Genomic DNA, 24,974 nt, shown 5'->3' on the forward strand with positions numbered 1-24,974 from the left:
ACTTATGCTAAATCAGTAAAATTAGATCTGCATACAACGACTAAAGGTAGTCTCATCTGGGGATATTGCCCGCAAAACCGCCTCACCATCAGGCAAGTCTATAGGGAATTTGATCTTATTGGTATGGTTAATAAATACCGCAAAGCGATCCAGCATACTACGCGCAGGAACCCCCTGCTTCTTATGAATTTGTTCATACGTATGGGCTGCCACGCGCGCCATTATCGCATCGCATAGCTCATGATCATCACCACACATATCGCCAATCATTCTACACGCAATCTCAGCCGCCAAGCTGTCATCTGATAATCGCTGGTACTTCTCTTCGCCAAGTTGGCTATAGACATCATCATTATGTCGTCGCAACTTCTCCACTTCCTTCTCGATACCAAACTTTTGTACAAGGTCATTTGATTCCTCTGGTAATAAGGTCTGAAGAGTGTTACGCAGCATCCACAAAGGATTAATTCTCGTCCGGATATCGTACCGATCCTCATTAAGTAACCGGTCAATTATCACCTGCGGGTCGCTCACTGCTCTCACCGTATCAGCAAACCGCTCTCTTACATATTCGCTATATGCTGGGTCGATATTCTCAACTACGTGACGTAGCTCCTCTGGTGAATTGACGGTGTCAAACCTCTCTTCATAATCTTTAGCCATCTTCTGTCTAGGCGAACCCTCGGGAAACTCCCATGATCTTTTTGGCAGCCGATGATCAGGCTCGCTCAGTCTGATACCAAGTTCCTCGAGCTGAGCATTGGCAATGTTATCAAGAGTTTCTACCGCTTCACCGCACCGCTCAAGCCTCATGACGTGCTGCTTAAAATCTTCACCACCTTCCCAGTCCTCAGGTAACACCTTCCGCCTCTTTTTAAGCCACGAAATGACGTCTTCGTAGCTATACCCATCATCGTATTTCAATAAAAGGCCACCGCCCTGCTCACCCCAGCTAATCTCACTCCACAACCCGTCTTCCAACACGCCAAGCCAAATATTACGATTATCCTCGTCGTTCAGAGTCGCTAGGATCTCATCTTTCACCTTTTTAAGTAGATCATTGCGACATGCTTCGCTAAATGGTAAGCTCTTGATACTCCTCTCGGCATCGCCCAGTAGTCTATTAACCATCCTGTCAGTACTATTCACTAAAATATTCGTACCATACTTATCAAGTATTTCAGCATCAGCAACTATTTTTGTCAATGGCCCATGCAGTAGTGTCGCCACTTTCTGTTCATGCTCTCCGAACCATGTGCGACAGTCACCACGAAGCTCCTCAGTTGTTTTACGAGTGGGCCAATTTGATTTTTCGAATAGATCACTCCAATATACATCAAGATACTTCACGGTTTCTGGCGCACAGTGAGCTAATGTTAGTGTATATTCCATGATATCAGCGAGACTCGCACTACCTGTATGGCAATGCTTGACAAACCCATCCATATTGTCAGTAAACTCTAATGTTTCCGTAGAGTGACATACTTTTCCTGTCTCAATTTTGATACCAATCAAACTTCCGTCATCATAAGAATGGTTTATCCTATCAAAGAAATCAGCTGGCAACATAATATCTTGTGCCGACTCACACAGCGTATCTAATACTGCTCGCTCCTTTAAGTACATGGGGTTATACCTCTCAAAAACTTCACGAATTTGATGGGACACTGACTCATGGTCGTGATTTTTATCCGAGGTAACTTCATGACTGTTGGCTAAAATATGTTCATTCATAAACTATATTGTATCATTTAATTACAAAACTTCAAGCGCTCGGATTCCTCGGGTGGCAGCACAACTGCTTTCCAGGTCTTATCGCTAGCTTTTTTGAGACAAAAACTAATACAAATAATACCAACCTACCGTATAATAGCCACATGGATATACCATTAGAAATCGAACGCAAACGCCAATTAACTGGTGACGCAAAAGAATTAATCAAGCAGTTGCGAGAACTCGGTTTTGAACTGCAGAGTAATCTCCACGAAATTGACACGTATTATTCTCGTCCTGATGTCGACTTTATGCAGACGGTTGAATGCTTACGGATTCGCCAGCGCGATGGTTTTGCCGAGGTGACGTACAAACCTGCAACGACGACTGCGACACATACGGAGAATAATGTAATTATTAAGCCCGAAACAAACCTACCGATTCAGCCCGGTGACGCAGCAATCGCCAAACAGCTACTGGCAAATCTCGGCATGGTGCGGCTGGTCGAGGTCAACAAATACCGTCGCTCGTTCCAGTCCTCTGATTTTCCGCAGGCAACGGTGGCCATAGACGAAATCAAAGACGCTGGGACGTTCGTGGAAGTTGAGGTTTTATCAGATGATGAGACTAGTGCGCTGGCGATGATTAGTGACATTGAAACCAAGCTCGGCCTTGAGTCGGCAGAAGTTGTCACGCGGCCTTATCGAGATGTTTGTATGGGATAATCAAGCTACGTTTTTATCAAATCCACGCCTCGCCCCACCACCCAATCGCAGCAGTACATTATACAAAAAAATGATAACTCCCCAAAAAATCACGCTCAGATAATTACCCCAATTAAAATCATTCCAAGGATTGCGGGTCGGGCTGCCTGTCGGGTCGTACGCCACAAATCCCACTACGGCCATCACGAGAATGATCAGGAGGCCGGAGATAATAATTTCACGCACATAGCTAGAGCGCTGAAATAGTGATAGCCTCAGGTTATATCGAGCATCTGACGGCAACAACACTAATAACACAATAACGATATACGATGGGATGGTTATTATGCCCTCAAATACATCCCACGGGTTAACCTTCATGATATCAGGCCTCACCATCTTCACAATCTCTTGCATGCCGAATGACACCCCAAAAAATAACGCCAGTATGATCAGCACTAGCCCAATGGAGCTCCATCGTCTAGTCTGCATTGTTCGCTCCCGCTATGACGCCAGTAGCCGCTTTATATACCTCGTGGATTTTACTAAAAACCTGGTTGTCATATTCTTCTCGGTCTTCGATGCTGCTGTCTGGCAAGTCTATCGTATTCTTAAACTGAGGCTGCATAATATTAACCGACGTCACCTCCATACCTTCTTCAATTTCAACGTCGTAGACCTGCTTTTCGACACCCGGAAATTCCTTTACATAGTGATCAATGTACGCGCCAGGAGACAGAAACTTACCTCTGCTTGGCCGAAAATCGATAACGACCGTGCCGAGCGTATCGGTATGATTATCGATTGAAGGTGCGGAGAATAAACTTTTCGCTAGTTGGCTAATTTTATTATTGTGCTCTATGGCTTCACGAGTAACAAATATCTTCGCAGATTTTATACGATGCGCCCGCCTGATTAACTCGATGGCATCGGGATGGCAAACCACCGTCCCGATAAACGCTAGCTTTTCAGAAAGCGAGAGCTTTGTTGCGCGATTGTTTATATACGCTAGGATCTTTACGTTTGTGGCAACATTTCGGTTATATTCTAACGCCATAATTCCCTTGTCAGCATAGTACAGGAAATGCACTACCTGTACCGGCAGCTGCCCATCAGGCAGCGGATAGCGCTTGACGAGATCATCATCGTCCCTACCTATAGTAATCACATTTGACCCATACACGGCGATGATGCCAGTATAGCATTTGGATAGTTCGCTGGTTTTATGTAACTTATCAAACTGCAAGAGCCGCATGAATGACTCATTGTCATTTGGATTATACTGCCAATTTCTATCGTCTTCTTCAAGATTCATTAAATCACGTAGAGCATCCTCAAACGGGTAGCTACCATATCCCTCATCATCACGATTAGTGATGTTGTATAGAAATACGTTGCGTTTAATCATCACATATCTCCGAATGGACTAATGACTTAATTAAAACTGCTCCAAAAAGTCCAGCTTGCCGCTCTCAAAATGCCGCACGTCCTCGATGCCGTATTTCATCATCACCAGCCGGTCAATGCCGCAGCCAAAGGCAAAGCCGGTGTATTCATTTGGATCGATATCGGCAGCCCGTAGCACATTCGGATGAATCATGCCGCAGCCCAAGAGTTCGATCCAGCCTTCGCCCGAGCAAACTTTACAATCCGGATTTTTGCCCTCACAGAACGGACAGCTCAGCGCAAATTCAAAGCTCGGTTCAGTGAACGGGAAATAAAACGGATTGACGCGCACATCAAGTTTCTTGCCGTAATATTCCTGCAAAAACTCTTGCAGCGTCGCGATGAGGTTGCCGACATTGACCCCTCTGGCAACATACACACCCTCAACTTGATAGAACGTATGCTCGTGCCGTGCATCCAAATCTTCGTTACGAAACACCCGGTCAGGCACGATGGCAGCGATCGCCTCGCCGTTTGCTAAATTGCCGTGATATTTTTTCAACACGCGGTTTTGCATGGTCGAGGTGTGCGCCGGCGCGATCAAACGGTCGCCATTAGCGTCAGTCTCTTCGGTCATGAAGGTATCGTAATCATCACGTGCTGGGTGGCCTTTCGGGAAGTTCAAGCTCTCGAACATATGGAATTGATCGTCAATTTCACGCGACTCTTCCGTCACGAAACCCATGCGATTGAAAATGTCAGAGATGCGGTCAATCTCGCGCATCAATGGATGAATCGTACCGCGCTCGCTCGGCAGCAAACTAGGGCGCGGGGCATTGACGTCCATCGGCGCTGTCACGTCAATTGGCGGCAAGTCAACTTTCGATAGTTCATTCTCACGAGCCGTAACTGCCCGTTCCAATTCCTGCTTCAATTCATTAACTTTCTTACCAAACGCTCCGCGCTCTTCGGCTGGCAACGTCGCAATAGTGCCATATAGCTCCCGCAGCTCCGCACTCCGCAACGCACTGCGCGGTTCAGCCGCCTCGGCTACGCGCGATAATAATAGTGATCGAACTTCCTCTAACGTTTCCATGTCATCGCCCCTGCATTAAAAACATACCGACAACCACGGCCGCCATGATCACAATTATAATCCAGGCCGGTGCCAGCGTCGTCGTCTGCTTCGTATCTTCCAAATATTTTACATCCTCTACGCCGTCTAGGCTGGCTTTTTCCTGGAGACCCGACGCTTTCGCCTTTTCGCGTAGTTCCGCCGCAATGCGCTCTTGCAGCTCACTGCGCTGATCGTTCTGATTTACAAATAATCCCATAACCTTAGTATAGCAGATATGTTATAATGGCAGTAATAGTACAGTAAGGAGGGACTATGGCCACGAAGAAGACTACTAAAAAGGCCGCGACTGCAAAATCCAGTCCAAAGAAGACGACTGCTGCAGCTGCTACATCGAAAACAACCGTAACGCGCGTCACCAGCAAGGCTGAGACGAAAAAACCAGAGGTCAAATCGACTGCTGTTAAACCCGTCAGAACTAGCTCGCCGCGCAAAAAATTAGATACCAAGTTACCGCGCAATCTCGTCAATATCGTACTCGCCGAAGTTGCTGGTACGTTCATCTTGACGCTAGTCGCCTTGTTCTCGGCATATATGATGACACCGTTTTACGTTGGCCTCGCACTTGTCGTGCTGGTTCTCGGTATCGGTGCAATATCTGGTGCACACATTAACCCAGCTGTCACGTTCGGTCTCTGGACCATGCGCAAACTCAAAACTGTGCTCGTACCATTCTACTGGGCAGCACAATTTCTCGGCGCAATGGCTGCCGTTGTCTTGATGGGAGCAATTTCATCAGGTAGCTTCGTCATTAACTTTGACCAATTTACCACTTTCTCGTGGGCGATCTTTGCCGTCGAGCTCGTCGGTATGGCGGTCTTTATGTTCGGGGTGAGCGCCGCCCTGTCACGCACTGATCTCAAGAACACCAGCAGAGCCGTAGTCATCGGTATGTCATTGACGCTTGGCCTCGTCGTTAGCGGTGCATTGCTACCACTCGCCCAAAATGCTGCTGTTCAAAAGTACCAAGAAGAGCAGGCAAATGCGACTCGGCAAACTCAGCAATCAAAAGACCAGCGCACCTACCCACGCGAAGTGTATATCAGCGGTGCGACACTGAACCCAGCAGTTGCTCTGGCGGTGACTGAAAAGACTAACTCACAGCTACAAAACGCCTCAGCACCAGCACAGAAAACAGAAAAAATGTATACCCGCCTCAGCCTTGAGGTAATCGCTGCAACCCTCGTTGGCGCAGCGCTCGGCGGTAACTTGTTCCTGCTGATCGGCTACCGCAATAAGGTTGAAGAATAATTCTCTTCCTCGGTAGTTACCGTATCCCCGCCCGCTTGGCGGGGATTTTTGGTGAGACAATTATTCTTCCTGCGCCGGTCGGTCGATCAGTTCTGGCTGCACTTGATGATCACCGCCAGCGATCCGCACCACGTCTTTATCAATCTTGCCCAGCTCTTTATACGAATTATTATAATGCCCGACGGTGGTACTAAGACTCTTGCCCATCTTGGTCATCAGCTCATCAAACTTTTTGATATGCACACCCAGCTGACCGACACGCACCTGAATGTCCTTGGCCTGCTCTTCAATTTGTAAACTCCTCAGACCCTGCAACACCGTCTGTAAATACGCCAAAAAGCTAGTCGGACTGACGATGATCACCCGCTTGTCACGAAAGGCGTATTCGATCAAGTCGCGACTCGAACCGCCCGCACCAACATTGTTGATAAGTAGGTCATAATATAGCGACTCTGACGGAATAAACATAAAGGCAAAGTCCATGGTGTTCTCACGCGGGCGAATATATTTGCTAGTCTCGTCAATGCGCCCCTTCAGATCAGTCTTCACCTTATTCAACCACAGCTCACGCTCAGCTTTGGTCTCGGCGTTGATCATCCGGTTGTAATTTTCCAAGCTAAACTTACTATCCACCGGCAAAATCTGCCCCTTGTCTAGAAAAATAACTGCATCAACAATCTCGCCATCCTTGAAGCGATATTGCATCTGAAACTGCTTGGCTGGCAGCACATTATCCAGCACGCTTTCCAGGTAAAACTCGCCGAACACGCCGCGTTGCTTGGGATTTTGCAGGACGTTCTGCAGGGTTTTCAGGTCAGTCGCCACGTCGACCACCCGCTTGTTTGTTTCATCCAACTTGGCCAGCCGCTGTGTTACGTCGGCCACCAACTTGGCACTTTCCGACAACTGCTTTTGGACTGAGGTTTGCACCTGAGCGTTACTACGCTCGAGTTTATCACTGACTGATTCATTCAGTTTGGCGATGGTTCGCCCCAGTTCCACCACGTCAGTTTTGATGAGCTCGACCGATGATTGCTGCTTCAGCTCGCCTAGCTTTGATTGCAGCACAAACAGCATCGCGCCTAAACCCATAACGATAATAACCAAGAGAATAATGATAATGATTTCCATACTCTTAGTGTACAGGTATTACAGAGCCAAGACAACTCGTGCCAAAATCACAAACAGTGTCATAAATAAAATTGCTGCCGCATTACCGCGAATACGATTCAACCACATTGCGGTTGCGTACACGAAGCCAAACGCCACGGTTGTTACCATCAGCGACAACCACCACGCCTCGGCAGTCGAGACGCCAACACCCCACAGTGCACCAACCGCCGCGAGTACCACGAGCAGCGGCCGCCGAACTCGATTGAGGGCGATAATTGGTACGAGCATAACGCTGACCAATACCAGCGCAACGTAGGCACCGATTTGCGCACTGTTCGTACACATTGACGGGTCGGCCGTCGGACCGCAAATAATCTGCTTTAGGATAAAGCGATCGAGCGCCAGGGCGATCAGCCATGTCACGACACCGCCAATCATACCGCTGCTGACAACTCGCCAGAACACCGCCGGCGTCACAGGAAACATATAGTCTGATTCTTCCTCGTGAAAAACTTTTTCAAACCACTTCACAATACTATAACTATAGCAGTAACTTGATAAAACCGCAACCCTATTTTGCAGTGCGTGACGTCTGTCGCAATGGCATATACCAGAATATACCCGCCCAGGCGATAATGAGCCCCCCAGCCACATCAAGCGGCGTATGCACCAGCGCCACCACCCGCCCTATACCAACCAGTAGCGTCATCACCAAACAGGCCACGGCCCACCCTCGACACTTCGCGCCGAACCACACCGCCAACGTGATGGCCATCGTAAACAGGGCGTGATCGGACGGGAAACCCGGATTATCCAAAAACGAGGCGCCGGCGCTCACGCCTGCTAGCTCAAACGGACGGAGGCCTGATGGCTGATATAGCAACCCAATAATTTTTGCTACGACAAACGCCGTCAGCCCTGCCATCAGCACTCGCATATACACCTGATAGCGCTGGCCTCGCGGTACGTGTCGGATGAGCGTATACATCCCGATCAACACCACCGGGATCACCAGCCCGTCGGCAATAATTTTCACCATCCATGAGATATCCATAAGCCCCATTATACCCTGCTGGGCGTCGGCGTCAAACCCCGAGCTCGGCCTGCCGACTTGCGCCGCTTTACCGTTCGTAGTATAATCAGACACGCATTGGGGATTCGCCAAGTGGTAAGGCACCGGGTTCTGGTCCCGGCATTCGGGGGTTCGAATCCCTCATCCCCAGCCAAGAAAAAGGATTGACGTTTTGTCAATCTTTTTTCTTACACTTTGGTTTGGTATGATCTTTGCGAGCAGTTGATGTTTCTTGAGATTTTACCGTGGTTGTCGCGCCACCCTGGCCGAAACCGCTTGCCCATATCGCCAAAATCCACACGCCGGCCAGGAACAGGAGCGACCAGCTACCGCCCGGTAGGTCAAACGTCGCCCCAAATATCATTGACACTCCGTGACAGAACGCCATGCTTTCTAGCAGCGTCAACAGTAGTAGCGCCACGATGCCCATCATGGCACTGACCTTTCTCAATCTAGCCGATATATCCATGGCTAGCAGGAATGGCAACGCCCCAATCTCTGCGACAACGAGAACGATGGCGCACACTGCCGCCATCACGCTCGGCAATCCAGCGAGCATTGATGGAAACTTATCAAACGAAAACAGCTGGCTCAAGACGATGACGAGAATGTATCCGGCAACGATGAACCGTATAATTTGCACAACTGACATTGGTCGTTGGGTTGATGTTTTCTTCATAGGTACAGTATACCGCCCTACTCCAAAAAGCTCAAGCTTGTTGTATTATTTACTAAAATACTTGCTTTTTTGATAAAAAACACGTACAGTAGCAACAAGCGAACGATACAAAAACAAACACTACTGACGTTTCTTTCGCTCTACGACATCCACCACAACAAAATACCGTTACGAATGTGTAGCGGTATTTTCCGTTGTTGGATAAATCACAACGCTATATATAGCGTATACATGCTATAGTAACAATATGAAAGAACATTGTGATCTGAGAGGGTTTGTTGAGTTTGGTCCAAAAAATACCGCACCCGTACCATTATCTGCCATTAACGAAATTGAGCAGATTCGTAAAACCTATGACAAGCAGGCAATTACCGAGCTCGCGACTTCAATCGTTCACGAGGAAGACGGCAACACTTGGTTCGATATGTACAATCCTCTCCTAGCCACCTACCTCACACCAGATGAGACTAGACAATACCTCAAGGAACACGCTGCGTTTCATAAAGGATCTCAGTCAATTGATGATCTCACACCAGATGATGATGGCAACTACGTCATTCTAATCTCCGGACATCGTCGTAAACGCGCTATCGAGCAGTTGCTGAGCCAACATGGCATTGCACCGGAGTGCGCTCTAGTAAATGTCAATCTTCGCCGTGGAATTACCTTTGAGGAAGCACTCATTGCCCAAGTGCGCGAGAACACACACGAGAAAGTGTCGCCTACTGAAACCGCCAAATATATTGAGCAACTACATACCTACCTCGAGAATAAAGAGGGGGCACAGCCAACCTACAGGCGACTGTCTATGATGACCGGGATCAGCGAGGGTATCATTAGTACTGCTCTACGATTTCAACGCTTACCGGAAAGCATCCGAAGACTTGCCACCACTCATGGTGATATCCTCCCTTACTCGACTCTCGTAAGGCTCGAGCCACTAATGCGCAAACGAGGTGAGCTGTATGATAAACTATCCTTGCTCGGGCAAACCATGGACGGAGAAGATTGTAAGACCTATGTCGAGAATCACCTGCATATCGTGGCGAATACCATTGTTGAAGGCCTCCTTAGCGCCAAGAAGCGCAATCACTATATTCAACAGCAGATTAGCGACCTAGAACTACGAATTATCAATGCCCAGCCCAGCTTTGACCTTATAGCAGAAACCAGCTCTGGAGCTCAGCGAAAGGCATCAGAGATCCGCCTCGGTAAGACAGCCGTATCGGCCATGCGGCATGCCTGTCGAGACGATCCAAGAAATATGCCACCCGAACAGCTAGCTGAACTCGAGGAGTTCGTCGCAAAAGCCAAGGCATTAGCGACTCCTGCTGTCAATGGCTACGAACAAGAGTCGCTGCTATCCGCCTAATCAACAGTTGCTTTTTGCGACTGCTGTTTGCGCCACTCGGCGATTTTGCCGTGATGCCCGCTCAGTAAGACTTCCGGTACTCGCAAGTCATTAAATACCTCTGGCCGAGTATACTGCGGATACTCGAGCGTCTCGCCGTCTGAGAAGCTCTCAATCTCCGCTGACATTGCACCGCCCAGCACACCTGGCAGCAGCCGCACGATCGAGTCAATGATGGTCATTGCCGGCAGCTCACCACCAGTCAGCACAAAATCACCGATACTCCACTGCTCATCCACGAGTTCCATAATACGCTCGTCAACACCCTCATATCGCCCACAGATTATGATGAGCCCCTGGCAATCATCCGCCGCCGTGCGCGCCATCGCCTGCCGCCAGCGCCGACCGCGCGGGCTCATCAGGACAACCTTCGCGCTCTCATCGCGCGACCTGGCAAATTCCACCGCCCGCCACAACGGCTCAATCATTAGTAGCATCCCATCGCCGCCGCCATATGGCGTATCATCCACCTGGCGGCGCGGGCCCAGGCCAAATTCACGCAAGTTCACCGTCTCGAGTGAAACGATACCATCTTTTTGCGCCTTCCACATCATAGAATTTTCAAACACCCCAGAGAACATTTCGGGAAACAGGGTAATGACTTGAAATTTTCGCATACCCTTCATTATACCGCGCCCACATAAAAACCACCAAAAAACCGCCCTTTAGCTAGGCGGTTTTTTAGCACAAATAAGGCTCTCAATGGTTACCCATTGCTCGCATAGAGCTGTTCTCGCATATTGTCTGTGCTTGAACTAGTTATGATTATATATCAAGATCATCCAGTTCTGCAAGCTCTTTTCGAGCATTTTCTGCATAAGAAGAGTTATTTTCCACAGTTTCATCTGTTGAGTTGTCCACAGAATCATCGTCTGAAGCGGCAGCCGTAGCCTGCTTGGCACTCGTAAAGCCGTCGTTATTGACAATTTTCAGGTTATAGCGCGCATCATTTTTCGTCCCCAATGCCCTAAGCAGCGTCCGCAGGCTCTGTGCCGTACCGCCACGCTTGCCGATGACCCGACCGAGATCCTCTGGGTTGACCGTCAGCGTGAGCAACACTCCCTTTTCATCAATCAAACGCTCGACGACGACATCTTCTGGATGCCCAACCAGCGCCTTTACTACGTATTCTACAAATTGCTGATCTATCGTTGACATACTGCCCCTCCTTGGAATTAACTGTACTCCTAGTATAGCATAGGCGATTTGCCGAGGGCAACTATGGCAATTGGCACTTTTTTGCGCAGTGGGCGGTAATGTTCGCCTTGTGCTCAGCCTCGGTCTTCGCAAAATAAGTTACGTTGTCATCGCCGCTCAAGAAATAAAGGTAATCCTCCTGGGCTGGATCGGCCACAGCATTCAGCGCCGCGAGACCAGGCGAAGCAATTGGCCCAGGCGGCAGCCCCTTGTGAATGCGCGTGTTGTACGGTGAATTAAGCGTGTGCGAGCGAGCGACGCCAGCCTTGTCGGCGGCATAATGATACGTCACGTCTGACCCGAGCGGCATATCCTTTTTGAGACGGTTATAAAACACACTGGCAATCCGCCGCATGTCCTCACAGGTCGTTTTACCCGGACAACCGATTGACTCACGCTGAATAATTGAGGCCAGCGTCAGCCCCTGATACAGCGACAGCCCTCGAGCTGCAAATTTCTTTTCGAGATTATTCTCAGCCACCACTCGGTCTAGCTCGCTGACGGCCCGCTGCAAGGCTTGCTGGGCGGTCGCGTCTGACGGCAAAAAATACGTATCACCATAGATATAGCCTTCGAGATCGGCGGTCGCTGGCTTACTTTTTAGTACCGTACCGGTATAGGTAGCAGCAAAAGCGGCTGTAATTTGCTCATCATTGTAGCCAGCCCGCTTGAGGGCGCTGGCAACATCGGTCTTTTGGGCGGCAGGCGTCGAGGTCTTATCACGCAGCGTTGCCCCTGGATAAAACAATACCGAGCGCCGATCCGGTTTGCCACCGAGTAAATGCTTAAGCACCGACGCCACATCTTGATCTTGTGTAAAGCTGTACACGCCCTTGTTGAAGGTGCCGGTAACATTATTTAACTTGAGGTAAATTGTCATGGCAAAGGCGCTACGAATAATTTTTTTATCTTCAAGTTTCTTGGCGATAACCTGTGCCGTGTCGCCACTAGCGATCTCGACACTGATTTTTTGCCGCGCCCCGGCGCTGACCGGACGAAGCATTTGCTTGTACCAAATGACGCTACCAAGCAGCACCACGCCCACCACCGCGACAACTGCTGATACAATAATGAGCCACAACCGCCGTTTTTTAATCTTCAATTTCTTCATCCGTGCACCTCCAAATAATCTTGTAGTATAATACTCGCCGCCTCAGCGTCGATGTCACCCTTGTCTTTGATCTTGCCAGCCAGGCGCTGTTCGGCCTGAACGCTGGTTAGCGACTCATCCTGATAAGCGATCTCGGCATCAATGTCCAGCTGACCCAGCCGCCTGACAAAATCGACCACGAACTCCGTCTGCTGTGTCGGTTCTCCTGATTGATTGCGCGGATAGCCGACCACCACCAGCGAGATATCGTGCCGCAGCATAATCTCTGCCAGCTCTTCCATGACCCGCTCGTCATTAGCCACCCAGCCAAACGGTACCGCAATCCGCACCTGTGAATCGGCCATCGCCAGACCGATCCGCTTCTCGCCCACATCTAGCGCTAGAAAGTTTTTAGCTTTCATTGAGCTTGAATTCGATGCTTATTCGTTTGGTATCATTTGGTACGGTGCGCACCCAGAACGGAGAGAATTTCACATCAACATTTTCGATACCTTTGATCGCTTCGAGCGCTGACTGAATGTCGCCATAACTTTTACCGCGCGACTGCTCCTTGACCTTTTCTTCATCAATGGTTGGACCGACGATGGCATTGGCGGTGATATGAGCGATGAAGTTGCTGCCCTGGCCGCTGAACTGCGCAAACTGCGCGCTATCAACACCATCTTTATAGATCTTTTGCGACTGCTTGCCCTCTAGTTCCTTGTTGGCGGTCGCCTTGAGGTAGGTGCTTAACTCTGATTTTTCGATACCAACCATCGAGGCGGTCACCACTGTTTTAAGCGTCACTGCACCAGTCGCTTCACTATCAACGGCGACACTTGGAGTTGGCGCACTACGCTGTTCTTGGTAGCTTTCTTTGATAGCAACAGTTGATCCGCCGAATGACTGCTCGACCTTGGTGCGGAGAGAGTCGGCCTTTTTTTCGTTCAATAAGTCGCCGGCGCGCTTGACATCATCGCTACTGACCACCGTCACCTCGCGGCTGCTACCGCCTGATGTTTCACCGACAAGGGCAGCGCTAACCCCTGATGGCATTCCCGATACCGAACCACTTTCACCGTTATATTCCGCCCCGATATTGGCAGCCGTCACCATGACGGTTGAACCCGAAGCGTTAGAGCGGCTAAACGTCACCGCGCTATCAGTCGTAAAGGTCATCCCACCGCTCGTACGGATTGATGTCCCGGCCGGAATGGTCTTATCTAGCAGGCTAATGGAATCAGTCGCAACCCGTAGCTTGCCCTTGGCCCGCTCACCAACTTTCTTCTTGCCAGTTGCCGAGAACTCAACGGATAATTCTGCTTTTTGCTCCTGCCGGCGCGCCTTGATCACGTCAGCAGCCGGATCAGTCGTCCCGTCAGTCCTGAGTGTCACTTTCTTATTTACCGTCACCGTTGTTGTCTTGGCCGTGATAATCACTCGCGCGTGCGGTGCGAACCAAATCGCCCATACCAAAAACCCAATGAGTAGCAGCGCGGCAGCGCCGATCAGCAGAAACTTTTTACGAAATAGATTAAAGTTCGGGACTTTTGGTGCTGTCTTGTTCTTGTTAGCGCTATCCGCCGGCTTCGGCGTTTCGTCGTCCTGTTTTTTGGATGAATCAGCGATGGCCGAATCAATCGCTTTATCCGTTTCATTAACAGGTTGCGCGCTCTTTTCTAGCTCGCCGACTGGCAGCTCGCGCCCATCAATGACGTCATTTTCGTCGTCCACCTTCAGTACCGGCACCTCGGCCATCTCTGGTTTGCTCTGGAGTGTCTTGGCCACCGGGATCTTGGCCGCCGCCGCTAGGCCAGACAGAATCGTATCACCGGTGATCAACACCACCCGCTTATCAACCGACGCGGCCGTCCGAGCGATAAGCCGCATATTAACCGCGCTACGCAGCACACCAACTCGCTTGGGCGGCACCAGCGCAATAATCCGTTCCTTTGACGCCTTTACCTTGCCAACAATGGCGGTGATATCATCTTCGACGTCAATGTAAATAACATCTTTATTCATCTATATTTTGAGTAATCGGTTAACTTTATCCATCAAGCCATGAGCGTCTTGATTACTTACCATTGTATCATACCCAACCCGCAGCAGGCCCATTACCGTGATAAACGTATGATCGGTAATATCACCGGTCGTGTCAGTGATACCGATGACATCAGAGGGCTTGATATGCTGAATGGTTGGCTTTTTCGTAAATGGCAACTCCTTGTACCACGGCTGATTGGCCAGTGCATCAACGAGCTGCTGCAAGCTCGCGCCACCGCCACACAGCAAGATCCGGTTCGGCAAATGATCAACGCTGTCAAAATCGCCAAGCGCCAGCTCAACGCCCGACAGCCATACCTCAAGGGTTTTATCAATCGCTTCGTCAAGTTTGCGCTTGAGGGTTGGCTTGATATATTCCTTATCAGTATTTACCTTCAATTTTTCTGCCTCTTTGTAACCCAGATCAAGGTCCGTCGCAATCATCCGCGTAAAGCTCCGTCCACCGATGCCAAACATCTTGGTGCCCTCAACGCCGCCGTCATTGACAACCGCAATGTCAGTCGTGCCACCACCGCAGTCGATCAAGATCGCCGTGAAGTTAGAATTCGCGTCTGTACCGAGCACACTCCGGCTGACTGCAAACGGCTCGGCCGCCACGGCGATTAGCTCCAGTGCTAACTCGTCGGCCACCTTTTCCAGCGCCCCGATATGCACCATCGGCGCAAATGCCGTATAAATCTGCACCGCGACGTCCCGCCCCTGAAAACCGATTGGGTTCGACACCTTGTAGCCATCAATATGAATGCTGACCAATGCTGAGTTAACCAGCTTTACCTCGACGTCCTCGTTGCCAGTTTCCAGTGCAATCTGCGCTTGTGCCTTGCCCTGTGCTCGCTCCTGTACCTTCTCGATGATGAATTCCATCTCAGCAACGTCCAGCGGCTTATCAGGTTGTGGTCGGCGATAGCGAATCGTGTTGGTCACACCCTTGACCAGCTCACTGGCGATACCGATGATCACCCGCTTGGCCTGAACGCCGGCCTTATCCTCGGCCTCGGTCAGCGCCGCCTCGCAATTGGTCACCACACCGGCGATATCAGCAATCGCGCCTTGGTGCATGTCGCCCAGATTCTGCTGCGCCCGACCAACTCCGATGATCTCGATATCATCATCCTTGATCTCGGCGATCAGCGCCTTAATATACTCCGTACCGATGTCGAGACCGACGAGGTACTGGTGTTCATCTTTGTCTGTCTTCTTGAAAAGCCTATCTAACACCATAGTCTTTATGATTATATACCATTTGGGTGTGGATTGGCTAGTTTTGACAAAATATTATTTAGTTGTATAATACATATATGTTTTCTGCATTCCGTCATGATGACGATACTCTATCATACGCTGCGTCACGCAAACTGTCCACCGAACAGCGTGACACCTTAAAAGATGAAATTATCGGATTACATGCTGATACTATTAATAATACCTGTACGCCCAATGCCGTACGCATCACAGGTACATATCGTGAAAAGGATACGGTACTACACCTGGCTGCCCTGAGAGAACTTATCGCCGGCAGCCTGGCCTTTGCTGCCGACCTTGAGCTACGGGAAGGTCAATTCGGAAGACGGCTCGTTCGGCCAAAGCATACACCAACCTGGACAGGCCTCCTTAGTAATAAAGATATCGTGGCCGCCCTGGGTGGAATTGATTCCATCCGTACAAGCGAATACTATACAAACCCCACACGTGAGGTTAGTGACAATACTATATGGCAGTTACTTGATGAAATACCCATGGTAGAGAAGGATCGTCTTACTCGTTTTTGTAGTGAATTTTTTGAACCGGCTGTTGGGCTTGGAATGACTGATGTGATCGCGATTGATACCATACATAAAAAGACGCGGTCAAAACACACTTCAAAACCGCGCACCAAAGAGCGATATGTGCTGCGCAGTAGTAAAGTTCTACGGAAAGTCGGACAGCAAGCAATCAAAGATACCCTCACCGTTGTCGTAAACCCGTATACCGGTGCAGTTGATGCCCAGACAATAATTAGCCCATCAACGACGCACGGGCACCTTCTCCAGACTAATCCAGACACAATAACTGATCGCGCAGTTCAAGCCTGCAAACGGCTCAGCGAGACAATTCGTACAGACAACGACCCGTTTGCTATGTTGGAGCAGCTTGATAGATAGCGCCTTCGGCCCACGCGAGACCCTACTTCTACACAAAACTGAATCAGGAGGCGTCTGCAGCGCCACCCTCACTGAGGACAGCCTTGATACGCCGAATCCCAGCAGCGCTCGCCTCCTCTTTGGTAATTGTAAAGCGTTTGCCACCCTCAGCCAAAATACCCGTGTGTTCAACGTGCGGGCCGCCGCAAACTTCGAAACTAACAATATTGTCGCCTTCACCGATGGAATAGACTTTTACTTTATCGCCGTAGCGCTCGCCAAAGGCGCCGATTGCACCCATTTTTAGCGCCTCGTCAGTCGGATAAACGGCAAAGCTGACTGGTAAATCAGCATCAATCCACGCATTGACCTGATCCTCCACCGCCTGTTTTTCCTCTGGCGTCAATTTATCGTGATTGAAATCAAAACGCAGGCGCTCAGCAGTGATATTGCTGCCATGCTGCTGCAAATCCGGCGCCTTCAGAACTTTGCGCAGCGCCGCCCCCAACAGGTGCGTCGCCGTGTGATATTTCAAATGGATTGGATCGTGGCCTTCCAAACCACCACTAAATTGTCCTTTGCGCGCTGTCTTGGAACGTTGGCGCTGCTCGGCCATTCTCGCATCAAATTCGGCGCGCCAATTATCAGAAAGCTTGATGCCTTGTTTATAGGCCTCCTCAGTACTCAGCTCCACCGGAAAACCAAACGTATCATACAGCGTAAATAATTCTTCGCCAGTCAAGCCGTCGTCGATATAATGTCGCATCTGCTTTAAGCCTTTACGCAGCGTCTGGCGGAAGGCTTTTTCTTCCTTGACCAGCACAGCGATGATACTCTCGCGGTTTTCCTTAACCTCTGGGAAATCCGCTTCATATAAGTCAGCAATTACCGGCACGACCTCCTCGAGGAAATTCTGCTCGATCCCTAGGTCAAAACTATAGCGAATCGCCCGGCGCAACAGGCGGCGCATCACGTAACCTTGCTCCTTATTGCTCGGCACACAGCCATCGACCGCCATAAAGGTAGCGGCCCTCAGATGATCAGCGATTACCCGCATACTTTCGGTATGTGAATCATACTTTTTGCCGCTCAAATCCTGCAATTTCTCGACGATTGGCCACAGCAAGCTAATCTTGAAAACGTCGGGGTCATTATTCACGGCCGCCGCAATTCGCTCCAGGCCTGAGCCATGATCAATGTTTGGCTTTTCTAGTAGCTTAAACACGCCGTCCGCCACCTTTTTATAGGCCATAAAGACATTGTTGCCAATCTCCATAAAACGACCGCAATCGCAGTTCGGATGACAATGCTCACCGAACTTCGGGTCATGTTCAATGAAGTCAAACTCATAAAACATCTCGCTGTCCGGCCCACACGGATCGCCTATCGGCGTGGTCTCTGGACCACCATTACGGCTCCACCAGTTCTTGCTGCCATCATAAAAGAAAATTCGCTCGCCCGGGTGAATGCCGCGCGCATAACCGGCCTCTTCCGAACCAATATCGGCCTGACCGCTGCTCAGGCCTGCTTTTTCGTATAGCTCCGCCCAGATTTCCGCTGCCTCAGTATCCTTAGGAATATCGTAGCGTTCATCACCAATGTAGCAGGTGATATAAATCCGGTTCATGTCCAGTCCGACCTCTTCGGACAGGAATTGCCACATCCAATTGATCTGCTCTTGTTTGAAATAATCACCCAGGCTCCAGTTGCCGAGCATTTCAAAAAATGTCGTGTGGCGGTTATCACCGATATCATCAATGTCTTGGGCCCGCAAGCACGTCTGTGAATCAGCGATTCGCTTACCCTCAGGGTGTGGCTCACCCAGCAGGTACGGGATCATTGGCTGCATGCCCGCACCAGTGAAGAGCGTGGTCGGATCGTCGGTTAGAATCAGCGGCGCGCGCCTAATGACTGCATGAGCCTGTTTGCTGTAAAAGTCGAGATATTTGAGGCGAATTTCTTGAGCGTTCATAGGAGCAATTATAGCACAAGTCGCCTCAGATACTCTGGATCTTTATGAGCGTTTTTTCCGCATCAGCAGCACTGCACCGCTGATGATGGCAGCAACACCAGCCCCGATGGCTACCAGCAAACTCGTACCGGTATCAGCTAGTTGACTGCCCGCTCGGCCTTGCGAAGCGCCCGGCTGCCCCGGTTGGCTCGGCTGACCCGGCTGGTTAGGAGCACCTGGATTACCCGGCGCTGTTGGCACAGCATTCCACTTAGCGTATAGCGTGAAGTTAGAATTTGGCATCGTATGGACGTTAAAGTCCCACTGCATCAGATAAGTTGGATCAGCGTACCACCCAGCAAAGGTATAGCCAGCCCGCGTCGGATCAGCCGGCCGCACCGCCTTGGCAGTGTAGGCGACCGTTTGAGATGGTACCGGTGAGCCTGAGCCGGTATCAAACGTCAGCGTGTAGGTTGGGCACTGCTTGGCATCGCCATTGATCGTCCAGCCGTGACCACTGTCGGCCACTGCCTTTTGCAGCGCTGCATGCGCCGCCTCCGCCGTACAATATTTCAGGCCGGCCGCACCCAGCGTCACTGGTGACTTGAGTACTGCATTATTCCAGGCAATCAGCGTCGCGTCGTAATTTTGCACCGATAGCGCCGTATTATCAAGCATATTCGTCCCGCCAGCATACGGATTCCCCGTAACATCTTGTAGCGAGGTCAGTTGCCAGCCAGCCAGCGACTGGTTGAATGCCCGCGCATTAGCCAACATCCGCACCATAGCATGTGCTTTCGTCATATTCCACAGCCCGATCGGCTGATTGAACGAATTTGCCCACTCGAACATACTATCAGCGTATTCAAGTTTTGCAGTATTCCAGCTGGCAATTGACGAACTGCCGCCGTTATTGAACGCCCCTGCATACGCAAACATATGGCCAGCGCTCGTCACATTTCCCATGTTCCACGAACCGATGTTTTGGTTAAACTGTCCGGCGCCATGGAACATATTAGCAGTTGTCGTCACATTTGATGTATTCCATTGCCAGTTGGCACCCTCACCCTTGAGCGAGTGAGCCGTGTCGAACATACCTTGCAGGCTCGTTACGTTCGTGAGGTTCGGCACGTCAGTCGCCTTGACATCCATATTCTCAGCGCCCCGAAACGCCGAGTCCATGCTGCGCCACGCACCCGTTCCCCACTGGTCAACTGACATGATTTTCAAACGATCACCGGCATTATTCACATAAATCTGCGGGAATGTACCGCCGATACGAATTGTGTGACGACCCTCGTCGCTGTATGTGCAGGTGTGACTACTGGTCACGCCCACAGCGTCAGGAATACCGTCATTGTTACAGTCAACCGTATAATTATATCCCCCGCCTGTCACCGGTATAGTAAATTGATCGGTGTTTGATACGCCCGGTTTCGTGGTGTCGATCGTCATAACAAAATCCGTGTTGTTAATCGCATCAGCTTTCGCTGGCTGCGTCATCGCAAGTAGCGTCAGGCCACCAACACCAAGCATCATAACCCCTGCTGTTAGCGTCGGCAGCAAGCGCCTGCGTCGTTGTAAATATTTCATAAACCCCCTATTATGTTCGTGTTACTTCGTTGTACTATTACCTCAAATAATACGCGACTAAGCCCTCCATTGTCAAGAAAATCCCGCCCTCATCGCGGGCGGGAAATGTCTCAGTTTATCACGTCGTATTATTCGGCACTTGGCTCGTCAGCGTCCGACTGAGCCGGCTCTTCTTTTGGCTGATTCTTACGAAGCTTCTCTGGATTGCGGATGGCTTTGTGCCTATCAGCAGCTGGCTCTTTAACCCACTTTGGCAAGGTGACGCCAGCTTCTTTCAATAACTTAACAACACGCGGTGTTGGCTGGGCACCATTGTCCAAATATTTCTGCGCTAATTCAACTTGAATATTTGCCACCTTAGTGTGTGGATTGTAGCTGCCGACATACGCGACCACGCGACCGCTTGATGGATGGCGCTGCGCCTCTTGTACTGCCAGGCGGTACACCGGATAACCCTTGCGACCCAACCGTTGCAAACGAATTGCTAGCATGTGTGATTTCTTCCTTTTCTTACAACTCTTTGATTAATGTATTACTCCTAGAGAGTGTACACTATTTCGCTATGTACGTCAATTCTGTCTTGAGTCTGCTATTGACTTTTTATTTCTATCTGTTATAATATCCAAGTATGCCACATGAACATATCCAACCAAGAGAAATCGATGATACAGATTTTATTATTTTGGGTCTACTTGGCGAAGGCGGCTCAAAAACAGTGTTTGACACGGTCATTAATGGAAAAAGAAGGGCGCTAGCGGTGCCGAATAGTATCGACGGTCACGATACACAGGAAGAGAAATGGAACAGCGTATTACAAGAACCTGAAAACGCGAAACTACTGTCTGAATTAGGACTTCTCACTGTTCCTGAATACGAAATAATAACCACTACTATAAACGGTCAAGAGCTACCAGCACTAAGTATGACACCGTTTTCTGATCTTCCTTTTAGGGTCTTTGACGGCAAGGATGGAACACAGACATATACACACGGTCCACTTTCTCACATTGAACATTTTTCAGATATTTCTTCCTATATCACTAGTTTTGGCGCCGATATCGCCACGCTCACACAATCGGGAATCGTCCTGTCGCGAGACAGCATATCATTTGCCGCTTTGCCCGATGGATCAATGCACTTGTTTTTTTATGACTTACAGGATATGACAATTAATAATTCGACTAACAAAGATAATCTTCGAGCTGGTTATTCAGGAATAATTGTCTCTATGTTAGATAACATATTCGACTACCAACAATTGAGACGTTTTGAAGAACAGGGCTACGATTTTCGTGAGCGCATGAATCTATCACAGAAACTTCAAGTAATCGCTAATTAACTTTTTATCATTGCTTGACGCAAAGTGTATAATTTACCCAACAAAAGCCGTAGCCAACAGAGTAGAAAAAGAGGAACGCCATCTTGAAGCATCCGGTGTTAATTGCCATCATGATCAATCCAGAGACGGAGCGATAGCAACAGTAATCTATTAAATGACTTAGCAAATAATCCCGCCGCCCAAGCATTCCTCACCGTCATATATTACGGCTGACTGACCCGGGGCGACGGCGCGCTGCGGTTCAGACAGCTGCACTGTCACCTTCTCGCCAGCGTCGTCGTTCACACGCGTAATCTCCGCATTAATGAGCGGTGCCCGATGCCGCACCCGAACTTGACAGGTACCACCTTTTGGCGGCTGGCCAATCCAGTGAACGTCAGCCAGTGTCAACTCTTTCCGCCACAAATTACCATCATCAATTGAGCGGGACACATAAACTTCGTTTTTTACCATGTCCTTACCGACGACATAGTACGGCAAGCCGCCACCAACATTCAGGCCGTGGCGCTGACCCAGGGTATAAAATATCGCTCCGTCATGCTGCCCAACGACCACGCCCGTTTTTTGGTCAATAATGTCGCCCGGGCTAGTCTCAACATATTCTGACAAAAACTCACGAATCCCCACTTGCCCAACGAAGCAAATCCCCATCGATTCCTTTTTGCTGGCCGTCCACAAACCCCGTTCTTTAGCCATCTTACGCACCTCAGCCTTGGTAAAATCACCGAGCGGAAACATAGTTTTTGCCAACGCCCCGGACGTCACCCGGTACAGGAAATAGGTTTGATCTTTATTGCTATCGTGAGCCCGAAGCAAGCGAGCAGTGTTGGGTAGTGATGGCGCTTTGACGAGCCCAGGTGTAAGCGTTGATTCGTCCTGAATCGCCGAGGACTGTCTGAACGCAGTGAGTTCCGCAGGCGACAGCGACGGATCAGCGTGAACACCATGGCGTGAGACAACCGCGCCAGAATTACCCAATGCTGCACCGTCTATTACATGTTCAGCTCGTGCATAATGCCCCGTCGCAATATACTCCGCGCCCGCCGCCAACGCCGCCTCTAAAAATAACTTAAACTTCACCTCTTGATTACACATCACATCAGGATTTGGCGTCCGACCTGCCTGGTATTCGCGGATCATATAGTCAACGACATTTTGCTTGTACTCTTTCTGGAAATCAAACACCTGAAAATCAATTCCCAGCCCCACTGCCACGCGCTTGGCGTCAGCCACATCTTCCGCCCACGGACAATGCATACCCGGCAAATCTTCCGACCAATTTTTCATATACACACCAGTCACCTCGTGACCTTGCTCAACCAATAGTGCTGCCGCTACCGAAGAATCAACGCCGCCCGACATACCGACGAACACCCGAGCCATCAGCGCGACACTCCCAGTGCAAACAAACCGATCCGCAGCAATTCGCCGACCGCCAGCCACCAACCCCACGGTGTCAGCCACCACCATGTACTCCAATGCTTGTCGTGCGTTGTCGGACGTGCCCGCAGCTCAACATTTGGCAGTTGTGCCGAAAACTCAGCCAGTGCCCGCCGCATGTGATAGCCGCTAGTAACCAGAATGACACGCTTGATGCCGCGCTGCGCTATGATACTCGCCACTTCTTGGGCATTCTGTTTGGTGGTTTCTGAACGCTCATCCATCACCAAAGCCGCAGCTGGCACACCCGCCGCTTCGGCTTGTTTTCTCATGGCGGCGGCGTTAGACGGGCCGGATTTATCAGCCGCGGCACCAGATAAGATGACAGTCGGCGCCCAGCCAGCTTGATATAATTTAACTGCCTCAGCCGTACGCGCTTCGGTATCACCGCCGCTGATAACAATGATCGCGCCTGCCTTTTGACATTGCCCCGAACCCGGACGCGGACAATCTTTCAAGTCATCCGGTGATAGATAATGGCTCAAGCCAACGATGACTGCAACTGCAACTAGCACCAAACCAATTAGTCGATGAATCATTGCGTTCGCTCCTGTTCCGTACGCACTGCAGTAATAATCTCGTCCGCCGCCCGCATAACTTGCGCCTCATCGTTCAGCCGCCCCAACGTCAGCCGCAGACTACCATCAATCGCCGCATCACTCAGCCCAATCGCCGCCAAAACGTGTGAGCGCGTCCCCGAATTAGCCGCGCAGGCACTACCTGTCGCCACCAGCACGCCGCGTGCTTCTAACAAAAACATCAATCGCTCAGCATCAACACCAGGAAACGAAATATTGAGGAAATTAACCAAGGATTTTTTCTGATCAGAAGAAATAATCATGTCGGGGAAAGCCGCTAATAGTTTTTTTGCCAACACATCACGCAGACCTCGCAGACGTTTTACTTCACCGCTGCGACGCTTGGCAGCTAACTCCAGCGCCGTCGCAAAGCCGACCACACCAGCCACATTTTCCGTGCCGCTACGTAGGCCCGCCTCCTGGCCGCCACCGACAATGGTTGGCCGCAGCTTGACACCCGGCCGCAGCCATAGCAAACCAACCTGCTTCGGTCCATAAACCTTTGCCGCTGATAACGTCAACAAATCAACACCCAGCCGTTTAATTTTCACATCCATCAGCGCCGTGGTCTGCGAGGCATCAGTATGAAACATGAGCGGCGTTGATTCGCCATGTTCCTGGCGCCTGACGCGCTCGAGCCGCACAACTTCCGCAATTTCTTCAATGGGTTGGATATACCCGAGCTCATGATTCGCTAGCGCGATACTCATAAAACTAACGTCTGGCGTTAGCAATGTTTTAACAGTCTGTGGATCAATGCGCCCATTGTTCGTCGGCGGAATGAACCGAACCTCTGAGCGCGCTTTTGCAGAATTGATAACCGAGCTATGCTCGATAGCCGAGATCAAACTCACGCCACCCGCCGCGGTAAACGCCAGATTGATTGACTCCGTGGCGCCAGCCGTCATCACCAGTTCATCCGCACCTACACCCAGCACCCGCGCGATACGCGACTTTGCCTCGCGGTAGTCGCGCTTGACAGTGACCGCCGGTGCATATGGACTGGACGGATTAAAGAACTTCTCGGAAAAATACGGCTGCATTGCCTCAACCACTAACGGATCCATCGGCGTGGCAGCAGCGTGATCAAGATATATCATAGAGGATTCCACACATACTATTATACCAAGCAGCC

Annotated in this window: 26 protein-coding genes and 1 tRNA gene; 6 read left to right on the forward strand and 21 right to left on the reverse strand. The window is 50.2% G+C overall.

Going from position 1 to position 24,974, the window contains the following annotated elements:
• Nucleotides 1-21: 21 nt before the first annotated feature.
• Entirely contained in the window at nucleotides 22-1,734 is a 1,713-nt protein-coding gene (locus GWK77_02815) for a hypothetical protein (GenBank protein ID QHU93090.1), read from the reverse strand.
• Nucleotides 1,735-1,877: 143 nt separating this feature from the next.
• On the opposite strand from GWK77_02815, the gene cyaB reads away from it, so the two are divergent.
• Nucleotides 1,878-2,438 carry a class IV adenylate cyclase gene (cyaB, locus tag GWK77_02820; GenBank protein QHU93091.1) on the forward strand — a complete coding sequence of 187 codons (561 nt, stop codon included), beginning with the start codon at nucleotides 1,878-1,880 and terminating at the stop codon, nucleotides 2,436-2,438.
• On the opposite strand, the gene GWK77_02825 is transcribed toward cyaB, so the two are convergent.
• Genes GWK77_02825 through GWK77_02840 form a run of 4 tightly spaced genes read right to left on the reverse strand, consistent with a single transcriptional unit; the run spans nucleotide 2,439 to nucleotide 5,137 of the window.
• Entirely contained in the window at nucleotides 2,439-2,909 is a 471-nt protein-coding gene (locus GWK77_02825) for a hypothetical protein (protein ID QHU93092.1), read from the reverse strand.
• On the reverse strand, nucleotides 2,899-3,825 hold the full coding sequence (locus GWK77_02830) for a hypothetical protein (GenBank protein QHU93093.1): 927 nt from the start codon (nucleotides 3,823-3,825) through the stop codon (nucleotides 2,899-2,901). The genes GWK77_02825 and GWK77_02830 overlap by 11 nt, the downstream gene beginning before the upstream one ends.
• 30 nt (nucleotides 3,826-3,855) lie before the next feature.
• The gene (gene pheS, locus GWK77_02835; protein ID QHU93094.1) at nucleotides 3,856-4,899 is read right to left on the reverse strand and encodes a phenylalanine--tRNA ligase subunit alpha; all 1,044 of its coding nucleotides are present in this window, start codon (nucleotides 4,897-4,899) and stop codon (nucleotides 3,856-3,858) included.
• A 1-nt stretch (nucleotide 4,900) separates the two neighbouring features.
• The gene (locus GWK77_02840; GenBank protein ID QHU93095.1) at nucleotides 4,901-5,137 is read right to left on the reverse strand and encodes a hypothetical protein; all 237 of its coding nucleotides are present in this window, start codon (nucleotides 5,135-5,137) and stop codon (nucleotides 4,901-4,903) included.
• Between the two features lie 56 nt (nucleotides 5,138-5,193).
• Here GWK77_02840 and GWK77_02845 point away from each other — a divergent pair, with 56 nt between their 5' ends.
• On the forward strand, nucleotides 5,194-6,189 hold the full coding sequence (locus GWK77_02845; protein ID QHU93096.1) for a hypothetical protein: 996 nt from the start codon (nucleotides 5,194-5,196) through the stop codon (nucleotides 6,187-6,189).
• 60 nt (nucleotides 6,190-6,249) lie between these two features.
• On the opposite strand, the gene rmuC is transcribed toward GWK77_02845, so the two are convergent.
• The 3 genes from rmuC to GWK77_02860 are packed head-to-tail and all read right to left on the reverse strand — an operon-like array spanning nucleotide 6,250 to nucleotide 8,356.
• Nucleotides 6,250-7,320: a DNA recombination protein RmuC gene (gene rmuC, locus GWK77_02850; protein QHU93097.1), complete on the reverse strand. Its 1,071-nt coding sequence runs from the start codon at nucleotides 7,318-7,320 to the stop codon at nucleotides 6,250-6,252.
• 18 nt (nucleotides 7,321-7,338) lie between these two features.
• Nucleotides 7,339-7,833 (reverse strand): hypothetical protein, encoded by a 495-nt coding sequence (locus GWK77_02855; GenBank protein QHU93098.1) that lies wholly within the window; start codon nucleotides 7,831-7,833, stop codon nucleotides 7,339-7,341.
• 40 nt (nucleotides 7,834-7,873) lie between these two features.
• Complete coding sequence (locus GWK77_02860) at nucleotides 7,874-8,356, reverse strand: phosphatase PAP2 family protein (protein QHU93099.1); 483 nt, start codon at nucleotides 8,354-8,356, stop codon at nucleotides 7,874-7,876.
• Nucleotides 8,357-8,453: 97 nt separating this feature from the next.
• On the opposite strand from GWK77_02860, the gene GWK77_02865 reads away from it, so the two are divergent.
• A tRNA-Gln gene (locus GWK77_02865) sits at nucleotides 8,454-8,528 on the forward strand.
• A gap of 21 nt (nucleotides 8,529-8,549) precedes the next feature.
• On the opposite strand, the gene GWK77_02870 is transcribed toward GWK77_02865, so the two are convergent.
• Nucleotides 8,550-9,053, reverse strand: coding sequence for a hypothetical protein (locus GWK77_02870; GenBank protein ID QHU93100.1), 504 nt, complete (start codon nucleotides 9,051-9,053; stop codon nucleotides 8,550-8,552).
• 247 nt (nucleotides 9,054-9,300) lie between these two features.
• Here GWK77_02870 and GWK77_02875 point away from each other — a divergent pair, with 247 nt between their 5' ends.
• Complete coding sequence (locus GWK77_02875; GenBank protein ID QHU93101.1) at nucleotides 9,301-10,425, forward strand: hypothetical protein; 1,125 nt, start codon at nucleotides 9,301-9,303, stop codon at nucleotides 10,423-10,425.
• On the opposite strand, the gene trmD is transcribed toward GWK77_02875, so the two are convergent.
• The 6 genes from trmD to GWK77_02905 form a co-directional block, all read right to left on the reverse strand.
• On the reverse strand, nucleotides 10,422-11,093 hold the full coding sequence (trmD, locus tag GWK77_02880) for a tRNA (guanosine(37)-N1)-methyltransferase TrmD (GenBank protein QHU93422.1): 672 nt from the start codon (nucleotides 11,091-11,093) through the stop codon (nucleotides 10,422-10,424). The genes GWK77_02875 and trmD overlap by 4 nt on opposite strands.
• A 136-nt stretch (nucleotides 11,094-11,229) precedes the next feature.
• Nucleotides 11,230-11,622, reverse strand: coding sequence for a KH domain-containing protein (locus GWK77_02885; protein ID QHU93102.1), 393 nt, complete (start codon nucleotides 11,620-11,622; stop codon nucleotides 11,230-11,232).
• A 61-nt stretch (nucleotides 11,623-11,683) separates the two neighbouring features.
• On the reverse strand, nucleotides 11,684-12,772 hold the full coding sequence (gene mltG / locus GWK77_02890; protein QHU93103.1) for an endolytic transglycosylase MltG: 1,089 nt from the start codon (nucleotides 12,770-12,772) through the stop codon (nucleotides 11,684-11,686).
• On the reverse strand, nucleotides 12,769-13,173 hold the full coding sequence (gene ruvX / locus GWK77_02895) for a Holliday junction resolvase RuvX (GenBank protein ID QHU93104.1): 405 nt from the start codon (nucleotides 13,171-13,173) through the stop codon (nucleotides 12,769-12,771). The genes mltG and ruvX overlap by 4 nt, the downstream gene beginning before the upstream one ends.
• Nucleotides 13,163-14,776 (reverse strand): hypothetical protein, encoded by a 1,614-nt coding sequence (locus tag GWK77_02900; GenBank protein ID QHU93105.1) that lies wholly within the window; start codon nucleotides 14,774-14,776, stop codon nucleotides 13,163-13,165. Before GWK77_02900 ends, ruvX begins: the two co-directional genes overlap by 11 nt.
• The gene (locus GWK77_02905; GenBank protein ID QHU93106.1) at nucleotides 14,777-16,039 is read right to left on the reverse strand and encodes a hypothetical protein; all 1,263 of its coding nucleotides are present in this window, start codon (nucleotides 16,037-16,039) and stop codon (nucleotides 14,777-14,779) included.
• Between the two features lie 77 nt (nucleotides 16,040-16,116).
• Here GWK77_02905 and GWK77_02910 point away from each other — a divergent pair, with 77 nt between their 5' ends.
• Nucleotides 16,117-16,959 (forward strand): hypothetical protein, encoded by an 843-nt coding sequence (locus GWK77_02910; GenBank protein ID QHU93107.1) that lies wholly within the window; start codon nucleotides 16,117-16,119, stop codon nucleotides 16,957-16,959.
• A 43-nt stretch (nucleotides 16,960-17,002) separates the two neighbouring features.
• On the opposite strand, the gene GWK77_02915 is transcribed toward GWK77_02910, so the two are convergent.
• The 3 genes from GWK77_02915 to rpsP form a co-directional block, all read right to left on the reverse strand.
• Nucleotides 17,003-18,910: an alanine--tRNA ligase gene (locus GWK77_02915; protein QHU93108.1), complete on the reverse strand. Its 1,908-nt coding sequence runs from the start codon at nucleotides 18,908-18,910 to the stop codon at nucleotides 17,003-17,005.
• 42 nt (nucleotides 18,911-18,952) lie between these two features.
• The gene (locus GWK77_02920) at nucleotides 18,953-20,482 is read right to left on the reverse strand and encodes a BspA family leucine-rich repeat surface protein (GenBank protein QHU93109.1); all 1,530 of its coding nucleotides are present in this window, start codon (nucleotides 20,480-20,482) and stop codon (nucleotides 18,953-18,955) included.
• Between the two features lie 128 nt (nucleotides 20,483-20,610).
• Nucleotides 20,611-20,973, reverse strand: coding sequence for a 30S ribosomal protein S16 (gene rpsP, locus GWK77_02925; GenBank protein QHU93110.1), 363 nt, complete (start codon nucleotides 20,971-20,973; stop codon nucleotides 20,611-20,613).
• Between the two features lie 137 nt (nucleotides 20,974-21,110).
• On the opposite strand from rpsP, the gene GWK77_02930 reads away from it, so the two are divergent.
• Nucleotides 21,111-21,821 (forward strand): hypothetical protein, encoded by a 711-nt coding sequence (locus tag GWK77_02930; protein QHU93111.1) that lies wholly within the window; start codon nucleotides 21,111-21,113, stop codon nucleotides 21,819-21,821.
• Nucleotides 21,822-21,980: 159 nt separating this feature from the next.
• Here GWK77_02930 and mnmA read toward each other — a convergent pair whose 3' ends face one another.
• The 3 genes from mnmA to GWK77_02945 are packed head-to-tail and all read right to left on the reverse strand — an operon-like array spanning nucleotide 21,981 to nucleotide 24,939.
• Complete coding sequence (mnmA, locus tag GWK77_02935; protein QHU93423.1) at nucleotides 21,981-23,204, reverse strand: tRNA 2-thiouridine(34) synthase MnmA; 1,224 nt, start codon at nucleotides 23,202-23,204, stop codon at nucleotides 21,981-21,983.
• The gene (locus GWK77_02940; protein QHU93112.1) at nucleotides 23,204-23,800 is read right to left on the reverse strand and encodes a YdcF family protein; all 597 of its coding nucleotides are present in this window, start codon (nucleotides 23,798-23,800) and stop codon (nucleotides 23,204-23,206) included. The genes mnmA and GWK77_02940 overlap by 1 nt, the downstream gene beginning before the upstream one ends.
• Nucleotides 23,797-24,939, reverse strand: a complete 1,143-nt coding sequence (locus GWK77_02945) for an aminotransferase class V-fold PLP-dependent enzyme (protein ID QHU93424.1) — start codon at nucleotides 24,937-24,939, stop codon at nucleotides 23,797-23,799. The genes GWK77_02940 and GWK77_02945 overlap by 4 nt, the downstream gene beginning before the upstream one ends.
• Nucleotides 24,940-24,974: the final 35 nt, after the last annotated feature.

Source organism: Candidatus Saccharibacteria bacterium oral taxon 488 (genome assembly GCA_010202645.1).
Classification (GTDB): Bacteria; Patescibacteriota; Saccharimonadia; order Saccharimonadales; family Saccharimonadaceae; genus Nanosynbacter.